The 12,928-nt window shown below is 45.3% G+C and carries 23 protein-coding genes; 4 read left to right on the top strand and 19 right to left on the bottom strand.

Features of this window, described 5'->3' with window-relative positions; genetic code table 11:
* The first annotated feature begins 60 nt into the window (after positions 1-60).
* Positions 61-948, top strand: a complete 888-nt coding sequence (locus tag V1467_RS01290) for a LysR family transcriptional regulator (RefSeq protein WP_416307002.1) — start codon at positions 61-63, stop codon at positions 946-948.
* On the opposite strand, the gene V1467_RS01285 is transcribed toward V1467_RS01290, so the two are convergent.
* Genes V1467_RS01285 through V1467_RS01275 form a run of 3 tightly spaced genes read right to left on the bottom strand, consistent with a single transcriptional unit; the run spans position 945 to position 2,637 of the window.
* Positions 945-1,556, bottom strand: a complete 612-nt coding sequence (locus V1467_RS01285; RefSeq protein ID WP_416307001.1) for an FMN-binding negative transcriptional regulator — start codon at positions 1,554-1,556, stop codon at positions 945-947. The two genes, V1467_RS01290 and V1467_RS01285, sit on opposite strands and share 4 nt — an antisense overlap.
* Before the next feature lie 28 nt (positions 1,557-1,584).
* On the bottom strand, positions 1,585-2,286 hold the full coding sequence (locus tag V1467_RS01280) for a type 1 glutamine amidotransferase (RefSeq protein ID WP_416307000.1): 702 nt from the start codon (positions 2,284-2,286) through the stop codon (positions 1,585-1,587).
* A 3-nt stretch (positions 2,287-2,289) separates the two neighbouring features.
* On the bottom strand, positions 2,290-2,637 hold the full coding sequence (locus V1467_RS01275; RefSeq protein WP_416306999.1) for a DUF4870 family protein: 348 nt from the start codon (positions 2,635-2,637) through the stop codon (positions 2,290-2,292).
* Between the two features lie 102 nt (positions 2,638-2,739).
* Here V1467_RS01275 and V1467_RS01270 point away from each other — a divergent pair, with 102 nt between their 5' ends.
* Together V1467_RS01270 and V1467_RS01265 are read left to right on the top strand one after the other, a co-directional pair.
* The gene (locus V1467_RS01270; RefSeq protein ID WP_416306998.1) at positions 2,740-3,429 is read left to right on the top strand and encodes an aspartate/glutamate racemase family protein; all 690 of its coding nucleotides are present in this window, start codon (positions 2,740-2,742) and stop codon (positions 3,427-3,429) included.
* A gap of 71 nt (positions 3,430-3,500) precedes the next feature.
* On the top strand, positions 3,501-3,764 hold the full coding sequence (locus V1467_RS01265) for an RNA recognition motif domain-containing protein (RefSeq protein ID WP_416306997.1): 264 nt from the start codon (positions 3,501-3,503) through the stop codon (positions 3,762-3,764).
* An 8-nt stretch (positions 3,765-3,772) separates the two neighbouring features.
* On the opposite strand, the gene V1467_RS01260 is transcribed toward V1467_RS01265, so the two are convergent.
* The 13 genes from V1467_RS01260 to V1467_RS01200 all read right to left on the bottom strand — a co-directional run bounded on the left by V1467_RS01260 (position 3,773) and on the right by V1467_RS01200 (position 10,438).
* Complete coding sequence (locus V1467_RS01260) at positions 3,773-4,213, bottom strand: GNAT family N-acetyltransferase (protein ID WP_416306996.1); 441 nt, start codon at positions 4,211-4,213, stop codon at positions 3,773-3,775.
* 29 nt (positions 4,214-4,242) lie between these two features.
* Positions 4,243-4,560 carry a hypothetical protein gene (locus V1467_RS01255; RefSeq protein ID WP_416306995.1) on the bottom strand — a complete coding sequence of 106 codons (318 nt, stop codon included), beginning with the start codon at positions 4,558-4,560 and terminating at the stop codon, positions 4,243-4,245.
* Positions 4,551-4,931 (bottom strand): VOC family protein, encoded by a 381-nt coding sequence (locus V1467_RS01250; RefSeq protein WP_416306994.1) that lies wholly within the window; start codon positions 4,929-4,931, stop codon positions 4,551-4,553. The genes V1467_RS01255 and V1467_RS01250 overlap by 10 nt, the downstream gene beginning before the upstream one ends.
* Positions 4,932-4,945: 14 nt before the next feature.
* Positions 4,946-5,779, bottom strand: coding sequence for a sulfurtransferase (locus tag V1467_RS01245; protein ID WP_416306993.1), 834 nt, complete (start codon positions 5,777-5,779; stop codon positions 4,946-4,948).
* Between the two features lie 26 nt (positions 5,780-5,805).
* On the bottom strand, positions 5,806-6,570 hold the full coding sequence (locus V1467_RS01240; RefSeq protein WP_416306992.1) for a class II glutamine amidotransferase: 765 nt from the start codon (positions 6,568-6,570) through the stop codon (positions 5,806-5,808).
* A gap of 47 nt (positions 6,571-6,617) precedes the next feature.
* Positions 6,618-7,067 carry a GNAT family N-acetyltransferase gene (locus V1467_RS01235; protein ID WP_416306991.1) on the bottom strand — a complete coding sequence of 150 codons (450 nt, stop codon included), beginning with the start codon at positions 7,065-7,067 and terminating at the stop codon, positions 6,618-6,620.
* A 74-nt stretch (positions 7,068-7,141) separates the two neighbouring features.
* Positions 7,142-7,606 carry a GNAT family N-acetyltransferase gene (locus V1467_RS01230; RefSeq protein ID WP_416306990.1) on the bottom strand — a complete coding sequence of 155 codons (465 nt, stop codon included), beginning with the start codon at positions 7,604-7,606 and terminating at the stop codon, positions 7,142-7,144.
* A gap of 49 nt (positions 7,607-7,655) precedes the next feature.
* On the bottom strand, positions 7,656-8,042 hold the full coding sequence (locus V1467_RS01225) for a carboxymuconolactone decarboxylase family protein (protein WP_416306989.1): 387 nt from the start codon (positions 8,040-8,042) through the stop codon (positions 7,656-7,658).
* Positions 8,043-8,128: 86 nt separating this feature from the next.
* Complete coding sequence (locus tag V1467_RS01220; protein ID WP_416306988.1) at positions 8,129-8,485, bottom strand: MerR family transcriptional regulator; 357 nt, start codon at positions 8,483-8,485, stop codon at positions 8,129-8,131.
* Between the two features lie 41 nt (positions 8,486-8,526).
* Positions 8,527-9,105, bottom strand: coding sequence for a YdeI/OmpD-associated family protein (locus V1467_RS01215; protein WP_416306987.1), 579 nt, complete (start codon positions 9,103-9,105; stop codon positions 8,527-8,529).
* A gap of 3 nt (positions 9,106-9,108) precedes the next feature.
* Positions 9,109-9,513, bottom strand: coding sequence for a GFA family protein (locus tag V1467_RS01210; protein WP_416306986.1), 405 nt, complete (start codon positions 9,511-9,513; stop codon positions 9,109-9,111).
* Positions 9,514-9,546: 33 nt separating this feature from the next.
* On the bottom strand, positions 9,547-9,981 hold the full coding sequence (locus tag V1467_RS01205; RefSeq protein WP_416306985.1) for a DUF2214 family protein: 435 nt from the start codon (positions 9,979-9,981) through the stop codon (positions 9,547-9,549).
* Positions 9,982-10,033: 52 nt separating this feature from the next.
* A complete protein-coding gene (locus V1467_RS01200) occupies positions 10,034-10,438 on the bottom strand; it encodes a DUF1801 domain-containing protein (protein ID WP_416308631.1) in 405 nt (134 codons plus the stop codon).
* Positions 10,439-10,730: 292 nt separating this feature from the next.
* Between V1467_RS01200 and V1467_RS01195 the strand changes: the two genes are divergently transcribed.
* The gene (locus tag V1467_RS01195) at positions 10,731-10,919 is read left to right on the top strand and encodes a hypothetical protein (RefSeq protein WP_416306984.1); all 189 of its coding nucleotides are present in this window, start codon (positions 10,731-10,733) and stop codon (positions 10,917-10,919) included.
* A 15-nt stretch (positions 10,920-10,934) separates the two neighbouring features.
* Here V1467_RS01195 and V1467_RS01190 read toward each other — a convergent pair whose 3' ends face one another.
* From V1467_RS01190 to V1467_RS01180, 3 genes are all read right to left on the bottom strand, one after another.
* On the bottom strand, positions 10,935-11,294 hold the full coding sequence (locus V1467_RS01190) for a GFA family protein (RefSeq protein ID WP_416306983.1): 360 nt from the start codon (positions 11,292-11,294) through the stop codon (positions 10,935-10,937).
* A 217-nt stretch (positions 11,295-11,511) separates the two neighbouring features.
* Entirely contained in the window at positions 11,512-12,279 is a 768-nt protein-coding gene (locus V1467_RS01185) for an alpha/beta hydrolase family protein (protein ID WP_416306982.1), read from the bottom strand.
* A gap of 173 nt (positions 12,280-12,452) precedes the next feature.
* Entirely contained in the window at positions 12,453-12,914 is a 462-nt protein-coding gene (locus V1467_RS01180) for a VOC family protein (protein ID WP_416308630.1), read from the bottom strand.
* Positions 12,915-12,928: the final 14 nt, after the last annotated feature.

Here is a 12,928-nt window from a genome sequence, read left to right as displayed (position 1 = left end):
TTAATTACTGACAATACATAACTCCAATATATATATTTCATATATGGATAACTTGAAATTATGAAATTAAACCTGCATCACTTACGAGTTTTCCACACCGTAGTAAATTGTGGCAGTTTTTCTGTGGCAGCCGAACAGCTTTTTATCAGTCAGCCTGCGGTGTCCAAAGCGGTCAAGGAATTGGAAACCCAGCATGGCTTGGCTCTTATCGATCGAGGCTCGCGGGGTAAAAAATTACAGCTGACCGATGGTGGTAACATGCTATTTGAGCATGCCCATAGTATTTTCTCACTGGAACAGGCTGCGCTTAATGATATCCATGCGCGCACGGGACTGAAAAGCGGTACCCTGATCGTTGGCACCAGCACCACCATTGCGGCTTATTGGTTAGCGCCTTTTCTGGCCAAATTTTCACAACAGTGTCCGGAGATTAATCTTGAAGTTCAGGTAGCCAACACGCAGAGCATTAGTCAGGCTTTAATCGACTGCAGTATCGATATTGCATTGGTTGAAGGAAAGGTTGATGAACCACGCATAGAGGCGATCCATTGGCAATCTGATCCGCTCGTTGTCGTTGCCAATCCAGCCATTAATAGCGACAAATTATCCACCGACGATTTAAATCGTCTTACCTGGCTGGTGCGCGAGCCAGGTTCAGGTACATTGGAAACAACGCTGACACTGCTCGCCAACCACCAGATTGTTCCGCAACGCACTATCCAGCTAGGTAGTAATGAAGCTATCGCCCACGCCGTAGTACAAGGAATGGGGCTGGCAATGCTGCCTTATGCGGTAGTGGATAACCTGATTGAACTGAAACGTTTGACCAAATTGTTGTTACCTAGTCAAAGTCAACTTAGTCGGCCACTAACCTTTTTAAAATATCGTGATCGTCCTGCCTCTCCGGCGGCGCGCCATTTTACTGAATGCCTGTTTCAGCAAGATTAAATTCCCAACCCTACACCAATTTGGCGCATGTAATTTAGCAAACTCTGCGCATCCTCATGTTGGCTGGACTGTAGGCCCTTTGCCACACCCAGCTGATCGTCATTACTGCGATGTTGCCCCAGTTTTTGTTTGCCTTCTATTTGATCAATATCGATTTTAAAGCCGACAATGGCATGGCTGAGTTTTTCACGATAAGACGCCGGTATAATTACTTCATTTTCCAGCAAAGCTGGCTCGTACTGTTGTAGCAGGGCATTCAGCGAATGCTGAAGCTGATTGTCATCCAGTAGGTAAAATATACCGCTGACATGCACTGCTGCATAGTTCCAGGTAGGTACTGCCGGGGGTGCAACGTACCAGCCAGGTGAAATATAACTGTGCGGACCATGAAATAGCGCTTTAACCTTTTGACCATCAAGATTTTTCCAGTGCGGATTGGCGCGCGCCATATGGCCCAGCAAAATGGGTTTATCTCCCTGATCATCCCAGCTTAAAGGCAAGTGACTCACTTGCAAATCAGCAGAGACAAGACTGGCAAAACCGAACTGCTGAATAAATTGCTGTTGCTGCCGATCGTCATCCATGCGCATATTTTTGGGGATATACATCTAAAATTCCTGAAAGGTAACGAGAAACTTAATCGTCTTGCGCAAAGCGCATTAACAGTTTTTCCATAAGCTGATTAATCAGTTCGAACTTTTCACTGTCAGCTAACATTTGTTCGGCACTTTGCACGTAAGCCGAGCCATCCAGTTCATTGCCACAATGTTCGATTAATGCTGTGGCACTTTGGAGTGTAGTTTCCAGATGAAACTGTAATCCAACCACCCGATCCAGATAGACAAAACCCTGATTCAGGCATGCTTCACTGCTTGCCAATGCAATAGCACCGCCAGGGGTGGAGAAAGTATCACCATGCCAATGGAATACCGGCATAGTGGCCGGAAAAATTTCGGCTATCCAGGTTAATTCCGCCTCTCCGGATAAACGAATATCAAACCAGCCAATTTCCTTGTGCGTATTGCTGGTGACCGTTGCTCCCAACACATCGGCGATTAGCTGCGCGCCCAGGCAAATTCCCAATACCCGTTTACCGGCATCTATTACCTGCTTGATAAATTGTTTTTCTTCATTCAGCCAGGGATATTGAGCCTCATCATTTACTGCCATCGGCCCTCCCATCACGATCAACCAGTCAAGATCCTGCACTTGTGGTAAAGGATCTGATTGATACAGACGGGAAACATTGATCTGGCAGCCCATTTTTTGCAGCGTCGGCCGCATACTACCCAAATCTTCAAAAGGTACATGTTGTAGATAGTGAACACGAAAAGTCATCGTTTATCCCTGATAAGGTCTGTTTGAAGTTAATTTAGCCAGGCCTTTTACGATCCTGAATACAGCCCAAATACCGGTGATAAACAAGATAATCACCCCGACTCCCAGCAATGTCAGTATTCCGCCCAGAATAGACAAGCCAATCACCCACCAGAAGGTCGTACTGATATTATCGTAATGATCGGCAAAGATACTGCGACGGGCCTCGTCACGTTTGACCAATCCCCAAACGCCGCCAATTAGCCAGAAAATACCGGTAAAGATACCGATTAACATCAACAGATAGGCAATCAAGGCATTGGTTTTGGCTTGTTCATCGGATTGGCTTAACTGCAAATTTTGCTCTGTCATTGTGCACTCCCTGTTCTTTAAGTACTTTTACACTGTATATTGATTAGTCTACCTTTTTAAGGCTTTGACAGTTATTTTTGCATCAGAAACCGGAGAATTAATATGAAAACCATTGGCCTGATTGGCGGGATGAGTTGGGAAAGCAGTCTGAATTACTACCGTCTAATCAATCAGGGGGTTAAGGCTCGGCTGGGAGGGCTGCATTCGGCCAAAATGATAATGCATTCGCTGGATTTTGCCGAAATAGAGATTCTGCAGCGACAGGATAACTGGTCTGCAGCAGCAGATATATTAGTCGCAGCCGCTAAAGGGTTGCAGGCTGCAGGCGCCGATTGCGTGATGATTGGTGCCAATACCATGCATATTGTTGCTCCCGAAATCGAACAGGCCGTCGAGATCCCGCTAATTCATATCGCCGATGCCACTGCCCATGCTCTGCAACAGCAAAATATTGATAAAGTAGGCTTGCTGGGTACAGCATATACCATGCAAAAGAGCTTCTTTAAGGAACGTCTTAAGCAACAAGGCATAGATACACTTGTTCCCGACCTTCACGAACAGGATATGGTTCATCAGATTATTTATCAGGAACTCTGTCAGGGTGTCATTAACCCGAGTTCCAAACAGGCCTACCTTAACTACATCGACAAGCTGACCTCTCAAGGTGCCCAGGCGATTATTCTGGGCTGTACTGAAATCGGCTTGCTAATTGATAACAGTGATACCTCAGCAGCGTTATTTGATACCACCCTTATTCATACCGATGCGGCCATTGATTTTGCCTTAACCTAAAGGGAAATAGGGCGTGATTAGCTGCGATAAATGCTATGCTACCCAGTCTGACCCGTTGACCGAATATAAAGATGAAATTATTAGTCCGCAATCTTGATCGTAATACCGACGAAGACGCCATTAGAACCTTGTTTGAAAGTCATGGCGTGGTGCAATCCTGTAATTTGGTAATGGACAAAGCCACCGGCAAATCCAAAGGCTTCGCTTTTGTAGAAATGCCCAATCCGGGCGAAGCTAAAGCAGCGATGTTAAAACTGAACGCATTTAAACTGGATGCCAACAAAATCCGGGTCAAAAAGGCCGAAGATAAGCTGACCGACACTACCTCAGAATAGTCCCTTTGTTAAACCGCATTCTGGAGTTTCATATGAAATTCCAGCTCATCTTCACCTACATAAGCAAATCCCAATCTTTGGTACAGCTTCTGCGCCGGATTATCTTTTAGAACCGTCAGGATCAGGTCTTTTTGTTGCTGTTTAGCCTGCTGAATAAAAAACTCGATCACACGACGCCCCAAGCCCTGTCCCTGATGGGCGGGTAATATCTGGATCTGCTTAATGCTAATATGCCTGTCAGTCGTCACATACTTAATCATCCCCATATGCTGATTATTGTGACGAATGATAAAACTGTGCTCAAAAAGGTCTTGCACCCGCTGTTGGTGCTGTTCGTCATCCAAAAATACACCAGCCCGTTGCAAATGCTCGTCCATAGTTATTTTTCTTAACCGGAACAGAAAATCCATGTCCCTGGATGTGGCTTTTACCAATTCAAAATTATCCATTTCAACACTCATTAGACGGTTGTTTGCAGTTAAAGTCTGTCATTATCAACAGCCAACAAATCGAGGCAACCCAGCAAACACTCCAAACCTGATTCATCAGGTCTTTCACATGGCAAAGCACTCATTTTCTTAGCCACCATAGCTAGCCTGGGAGAGAAGTAAACATTCACCTCGCAATGTAATCCTGTATCGGATATTTGCCGCCAGAATACCGCGATTTGGGGATTGTGCTGTGCATCAGGATAATGCGACATCACAGCTTGCCTAATCTGCTGTAATGCCGCTGAAGCCTGCAACGCATCCCCCAGATTTTTCCAGTACCAGTTTTGTGCTTTTGTCACTTCCATTGCGTGGCTTGTTGTTCGAATTTTGCTGTCGTTTTATTCACGACGCAAAATTTTTGACCTGTGGGTGCCTGCATTACACACCAGCGCTTAACATCGCTGATTTTCTTGGCTCCCAACGCGTCGAGACGCTTTACTTCGGCAGCAATATCGTCGGTTTCAATATCCAGATGCACACGACTGGGATGATCCACCGACTGGACTTCAATATGCAATTCGTCATAGGGATCAAGTAACCTGACGTATTTTTCACCTTCTTCGGCCGGCAAATGCTTAACTTGCATACCCAAAGCTCCGCCCCAAAACTCTGCTGCTGCATGCAAATCATCCGTTTGGCAATCAACAATAAATCCGGCCAATTTACTTTTATGCATATTTTTCTCCTCATTTAAGGCAACATCGGCAAGTTTGGGTCGGCTCCCCATTCTGCCCATGAGCCATCATAAAGGGCTAACTGGGTGTAGCCACAAAGACACGCTGCCAGCAGCGGAATACAGGCAGTCACGCCTGAGCCGCAGCTAAAAATTAGTCGGTAATCCTGCCTGATATTGGCTGCATCAAACAATAACTGTAGTTTTTCAACAGGATGTAGTTCACCTTTCTCGACACAGAGCATAAAAGGAATATTGATCGAGCCTGGAATATGGCCACAACGCAATCCGGCGCGAGGTTCGGCTTCTTTTCCATCAAAACGCCCTGCCGAGCGTGCGTCAATAATACGCGTTTCAGGTTGTTCGATGGCTGCCAACACCTGCTGACTATTAACCAATTGCTGTGCGTTAAACTGTACTTTAAATTTTGACAGAAAAGGATTGCCGGCATATTCCGCGATTGTCGGTAAACCGGCCTCGATCCAAGCCGGTAAACCGCCATTCAATACCGCTACCTGCTCCAGTCCCATGGTTTTAAACATCCACCAGGCGCGGGGCGAAGAATACACTCCCACATTGTCGTAAATCACAACTTGCGAATGGTTGTTGATCCCCATCTCCCGTACAAGTTGTTCAAACTGCTCGGGAGTGGGCATTGTATGAGGTAAAGCATGATCTGGCTGGCTGAAGGTTTGATCGATATCCATTCTCAGAGCGCCGGGTATGACCTCTGTTGTGGTATTGATGCTAAAACCGACCGGCTTCATACTGGCATCCAGAATAACCAAATCGGGATGATGCAAATGCTGATGCAGCCATTGCACACTAACAACATTCTGCTCTCTCATCATCTTCACTCCATTATGATCAACCATTGTCAGATTGGTTCGCCAAACCTGAATAATTGTCCCTCTCCAGCTTGCATCTTATGCCACTGTTCGTTGGCCGTTAAAGGTTCTGTTGCAATAACTGTCACCACATCGTTTGGGGTGGTTTCTTGGGCAAAATCGATATCCACATCAATATCGGATAAATGGGCCATACCAAAGGGCGCCCTGCGTGTAATCCATTGTAATTTTGTGGAACAAAACGCAAGCAAGTACTCACCATCTGAAATTAGCATATTAAAAATACCAAACTCGCGCAGTTTATTGGCTTCACGGCGTAAAAAGTTAAACGCCGATCGCCGTTTTGATGGCCGAACCGGGAAACGTTTATCCAGCTGACTTAACAAATAGCAAAATGCCCGTTCGCTGTCAGTGGTTCCCACTGGGGTAAAGCGCTCCACCGGCAAATTCTGGTAACCGTGCAACTGGCCATTATGTGCGTAAGTCCAGTTGCGTCCCCATAATTCACGACTGAACGGGTGAGTATTTTCCATCCCGATACGGCCACGATTAGCCTGGCGAACGTGCGCAATGACCGCTTTGCTCTTGATCGGATAATCAGATATCAATCGGGCGATTTCGGATGCGTAGCTTGGCTGGGGATCTTTAAAGATACACAAGCCTTTATTCTCGTAGAATGCCACCCCCCAACCGTCCTTATGCGGACCAATTCGTCCTCCGCGCTCTCGCAGCCCTTTAAAACTGAAGCAAATATCGGTAGGTACATTGGCTGACATCCCCAATAACTCACACATGACGCTACCCATATCTCCCAATTAAAGTATTTAACGAATATTCTAATCTAGTCAGAGGTAAAGCTGTATAGCGACACGCTTTTATCTTCAATACCACCTGCTGATGCATAGGCTTTCCTGGCAGCGGTATTGGTTTGCTCGGTAATCAACCAGGTGCAAATACAATTTAGCTGTCCGGCAAGGTGTTGCAGGAAAATTAACAACCCGTTGGCAACTCCAATATTACGATACTCGCTTAATACACTGACTTCGTTAATAAATAATTTGGCCTGTTTATCCAGATGCACATAGTGAAAGGCCGAGGCAAAGCCAACAATTTGATGCTCTCTAACGGCAATGGCTAGATGATGACGCGGATCGGTAAAGAACTCCGTCGCACAATCAGGTTGTAGTGGATAGTCAAACAATCTGTCACCGACTCTTATCAGCGCAGGCAAGTCTTCTGCTGTCGCAGCGCGTATATCTATTCCCGCGGAATTCAAGTCACTGTATACCATATAAGTCTGACCCTGATTTATGTTAGCTAAGATCCATAGTGTAGCTGAGCAGCAGGGACATGCCGAAACAGCCTCTAGCGTTCAGCTAACGTCATACACATAAATACGCTGTTAGGATCTTCGTTATAGTCAGCGAAGGGCGGACAATACTGAAAGCCGAACTTAGCGTATAACTGGCGGGCAGGTTGAAAAAAATCCATGGAGCCTGTTTCCAGACTCACTTTTTGATACTGGCGCTCTCTGGCAACCTGAATAATATGTTGCAACAAAAAAGATGCCACACCTTGTCCTCGATGAACAGCCGACGTGCGCATGGATTTAAGCTCTGCGTGCTGGTGATCAAGCTGTTTAAGTGCGCCACAACCTACCAGTTCGCCGTTATCCCACACTGTCCAGAATGTGATATCCGACTGTCGTAATCCCTCCAAATCCAGAGCGTGCTTGCTTTCTGGTGGCGAAGTGGCACGCATATCATCGAGATGAGCTTGCAGGAATTGGGCGATATCGTCTCCCATAAGGTCATCTATTACTATTTTCATCACGTCAATCCTACTTGTTCGATGAGATACATTCACCATCGAATAATCCTCAATTATCAATAATCTGCCGTTCAGTGAAAACCTCTTTGGCGACAAACATGGCATTTAACGCCGCAGGAAAACCGGCATAAACCGCCATTTGGATTATCACCTCGATAATTTCTTCGGGTTTACAGCCGACATTCAAGGCGCCATTAATGTGCACATTAAGTTGCGGCTGACAATGTCCTAACGCGGCAAGTGCGGCAACGGTGACCAGCTCGCGGCTTTTCAGATCCAGTCCGGGTCTTTGGTATATATCGCCAAACGGAAATTCGATAATATATTTTGCCAAATCCGGCGCAATATTCATCAGGCTTTCGATCACCTTTTCACCGGCCTGACCATCTATTTCTCGTAATTTTTCTAAACCGCTTTGATAACGTGGGTTGTTCATCTTTACTCCTGTTGTAACGAGTGGCTGTTTATCTGTGATATTCACCACTCTACAACTTAGAGCAAGCTCCAGGTCAAGCGCGAAAACTACCCTTTCTGGAGATCCTGATAATATTCGATCTTTTCCTGCAGTTTTTGCAGATGTTCCGTCTCTGCAGCAATTCTGGCTTGCAGATTAGCGGTGTGTTGCTGCAACAATTTCAGTCTGGGGAGATGAGTGGATTCGCCCTTGTCACGCAACGAAGCATAGATTTTGATGTCTTTGAGGGGCATACCGGTGTCTTTGAGTCGTTTGATAAACTCGATCCAGGCAAGATCGGCTTGGGTAAAGTCACGGTGACCGCTGCTATTACGCTGGATCTGCTTTAACAAACCTATTTTCTCGTAATAGCGCAGGGTATAAACCGACACATGACATATTTCCGAGAAGCGCTGAATATTCATTTATTGCAACTCACCTATCAACCATAGTTTAACGTGGGCGCTCAATGGAATTTTTCACCCTTTTCCAGCATGGCCAGAATGTTATCGAATCGTTTTTGTCTGGTTTCCGGCTTTCTGGCCGTTTGCAGACGGTGAACAATGGCATAGTGATTTTGACGATTTAAACTATCAAAAAATGCTTTTGCTGCTGGACGGCAAGATAACGCATCTAATAAATCTTCCGGCATCACCATTTCACTGGCTGGCGCATATGCCTGTTCCCAACGACCATCTGCTTGTGCGGCACGAACATGGACTAATCCGGGTTCCTGCATTTTTCCCGCTGCAATCAACCTTTCGACATGTTCCTTGTTACGTTTTGACCAATTGCTACCAGGACGACGTGGGGTAAAACGTTGCAGATAAGCGCTGTCATCCAGTGACTTTTTTACCCCGTCTATCCATCCCCAACATAATGCCTCAATGACAGCCTCATCCCAGGATATGCTTTTCTGCCGGGACGCTTTTTTATAGATTTTCACCCATAGCTCCGACTCACGATCGTGATTCATCTCCAGCCAAGCTGAGAAACTTTCACTGGTTTCAAACGCCAATATTCGACTTTGATCAACCTCGGGCATGGCTTACAGATGCCCGATTTCGTCAGGTTGATTACCCCAGTCATTATTTCTGCCATCAGCATAGCGTACTTGTGCAGCAATCAGCTCCTCAGGCTCCAGGTTATCCAGTGTTGCCAGTTGCACAGCCACATAGTCGCCACCGATTTCTTCCACGTACCCCCGGCCGAAAGGCTTCACGCCACAATGCTGGCAGAACAAATGGTGAGCGACATTTTGCCCGAATTGATAGTCCGTTAATGCGTCCTCACCTTCAAGTAATCTGAAGGCAGCGGGTTTGATAATGACGTTCCAGTTTCTGGTTTTGGTGCAAATGGAACAATTGCACTTATTGGTCCCTTCCGCCAAATCAATGTCTGCTTCATAGCGAACAGCACCGCAATGACAACTTCCCGTATACGTTTTCTTCATACCGACTCCTTTTAGCCAAGTTTTATAATTCTGTTAATGCAATCCATATCCCTGTGCCATCAACACCGCGAGTAAGGGAATTAAAACCAGCAACAACAATTCTGCCCTGACAATATTGATGATATACGCAGGCACGGATATGACTTCCAGACCGGATTTGCGCTGACGCAAAATAAACATGGTAGGGAAGATCGACAATATTCCCATCAGCACAAATAGTGTCAATTTGATATGAAACACAAAGTTCTTGGAATAAAACTCTGCGGGCTTGCCCACATAAAACCACAACAACAATCCCGCTATCAGCACTACACCAGCACTGATTCCGAAAATAGCATCCACTACAACCAGTTTTTTTAACTGTTGCCGGTCTATTTCCCTTGCCAACAGTAAATGCTCGGCAAACAGTGCTGACGATAAAAAAATAATGCCCAGAAAATGCCCATAGCGTATAAAAATATCCAACATAATATTCCCCCCGGCTCTGCGGTTAGCTGCAACCCTGCAACAAGCTCCGTTATTAACATCCTAACAAAGGTAAATGTTTAACTCTATGATATTTAAGTGATAATTCAATACAATGTTGCAACTGCGTTGCCGGAATTTTATCGTTCAGTTGAAATACGATTGCTCGATGACCTTCATAGCTAAACAATTCGTCGTAAATTTCTTTAAATGTCTCAACTAACCTGGTGTTACAGTTAAAATAAAGCGCATATTGATCTGGGCTTTTCTTTTTCCAGTCAAACCTTAGGGTACTGCCATGCTTGGCAATATAACTGGGCTCGCCCCACTTTAGCGTTTCAACCACCTCACCTATAACAGGCTGACTGGCAACATCCAGAATAAGCTCACGAAGAGTCAACATTAACGGCCGAACATGCTCGGGATAAGCCAGAAATTTCTGCTTAACCTTATCGTCCATCTTAAGGCTGTTATCTAGAAGTGGTTTCTCTTTCATCTTCGTCAAAGTCAAATTCCATAGTCGCCATTACACTACAACCGGCACACCGTATAAACACTGCGATGGATTATATTGACCGGCCATTTTTACAACTGTTGTGTTGGCCTATTCTGGTTATTGTTCCATTTCACATACGTTTTTGACTGTCATCCGGTCAACTACCTGTTATCAATCCCTTTAAAATCAATAAAATACTCTATTGGCACAATCTTTGTTATTCATTTTCTGTTGTAGATAAATATCAGGAGTGCCGATGTTAAAATTCCGTTTAATCAAACCCCTTGTTGTTATTTCCGGCTTGTGTGCTCTAACTGCCTTTGGCACCGTCACAGCCACACCACCAAACGTATTGAAACAACCGGCTGAACTCCCGCCACAAATGCTTAACCAATTACCAAATACCGAAGCAGAAATGGTTCAGGCTGTCTTTATGCTTAACTAACACTAATGACGAGTGCTACTCAAATTCCTGATATTCGGGCAAATTGTTGTTAATTGAATACCAACTTGCCTTGTCAGACACCCAAATATGCTTCACTTCCTGCGAATCGGGATCATCATCCAACGAGCCCAAACGCAGAATGAGCTGATCGGTATTATCGCGTTTGGCATACATCTGGGTACCGCAGTTGGAACAAAAATAGCGTCTTTTACCTGGGGAGGATTCGAACCAACGTAAAAACTCGCCACCGGTTAATGAAAAATCCTTATCCTTTACTCCAGCAACACTAGAGAAGGCCGAACCGTGTGCTTTACGACAGGTTTTACAATGACAATGAACAATATCGCCACATTGCCCAGATATTTGATATGTCACGTTTCCACACAAACAGCTTCCTTTAATCATTGTCACCTCGATATAAATATAATCCCTACGTTCATTTTTGGGATAGAAACACAGTAAATTAGCACGGAATGAAATAGCCCGCAGTTCAGCACTAATCGTTCGTAAACTGGACAGTGCCCGCATGAAACATCTTTCACATCAAACTGAAAAAATAACCGGTGAATATCATCCCGTTCGAGAACCCTGACTACCTCAAGCTACGGTTGAAATGCTCAACAATTGAAGCCGATATTGCGGGCCAATAGTGCTGACTAAAAGTATGACCTGTAGGGTATGACTGGTGTATTACCTTATGTTTAAACTGATGCAACGCCAGATATTTCTCAATATCTCTAGCCATCTGAAAAGACGGCCAAATCTGATCTCGCTCGGCAGAAACAAGTAATATCGGTCCGTTAATCTTTTCAAACCTGAATTGCGCTCTGGCAACATTCACCGGGTTTTCTAGCGCCATGGATGACTTGTCGATAACCGCAGTATCACTCGCTTTATCGAAAGTCAGTGATGCCACCGCCAGGTTATTGTAGGTCCAGGCCACCGGTGTGGTAGCGCCATGCCAGGCTACTTTACTGGGGGTTGTAACTACCAATGACTTTATTCTCGAATCATGCGTAGCAGCCAAAAAGGCCAGTTCAGATCCTCTTGACGCCCCCCAAATACCTATTTTTGAGGTCTGAAATACAGGCATATTATGCAGATAATTAATGGCATTTATCACATACTCCACCGCAATACCGTCGAGTGTCTCAGGTAAGTGCTTATATCTGAAATAGGCAAGCGATAACACGGCAATACCATTTTGTGCCAAGAGCTCACCTTTGACATTACTCAAACCACCACCTGAGCCACCCAAAACTATTACAACAGGTACTCCTTCACTGTTGGCAGGAATATATAAATGGCCAGCCAGTGTGTCATTTTCAATCACGACTGTAGTAAAGGTGTCCGTTTGCACGCAAAGGACATTGGGTGTCCATAATAGCAGCAGGACAACAATACAGCAGCGGATAGTGACAAATACCTTGCTGACCCGCCGACTAGTATGAAGGATAAACAACCTCTATAGTTTCTATGACTATTTTCATTATCGTTCCTCTGTTCTGCTCAATCTCAATTTATCTAGTTCAGTTAACCCCGGAGGGCGGCTTCAATTGTGGCAACATCAATCTTGGTCATTTGCATCATTGCCTCAAATGCGCGTTTGGCAGCCGCACCATCGGAACCGGCCACGGCTTCAGACAAGACCCGGGGAGTAATCTGCCAGGAAATGCCCCATTTATCTTTGCACCAACCGCAAGCACTCTCTTTGCCACCGTTATCGACAATGGCATTCCAGTAGCGGTCTGTTTCAGCCTGATCCTCGGTTGCCACCTGAAAAGAAAACGCTTCGCTGTGCTTAAACGCAGATCCGCCATTTAAACCAAGACAAGGAATACCCAGCACGGTAAATTCGACAGTTAATACATCGCCTTGCTTGCCGGAAGGATAATCTCCCGGCGCATGATTGACTGCATCAACAGAAGAATCGGGAAAGGTTTTGGCGTAAAAGCGGGCTGCTTCTTCAGCATCGCCGTCATACCACAGGCAAATGATATTTTTTTGCT

The organism is Neptunicella plasticusilytica (assembly GCF_047922965.1).
Classification (GTDB): domain Bacteria; phylum Pseudomonadota; class Gammaproteobacteria; order Enterobacterales; family Alteromonadaceae; genus Neptunicella; species Neptunicella plasticusilytica.
This window is presented reverse-complemented; position numbering and strand designations above follow the sequence as displayed.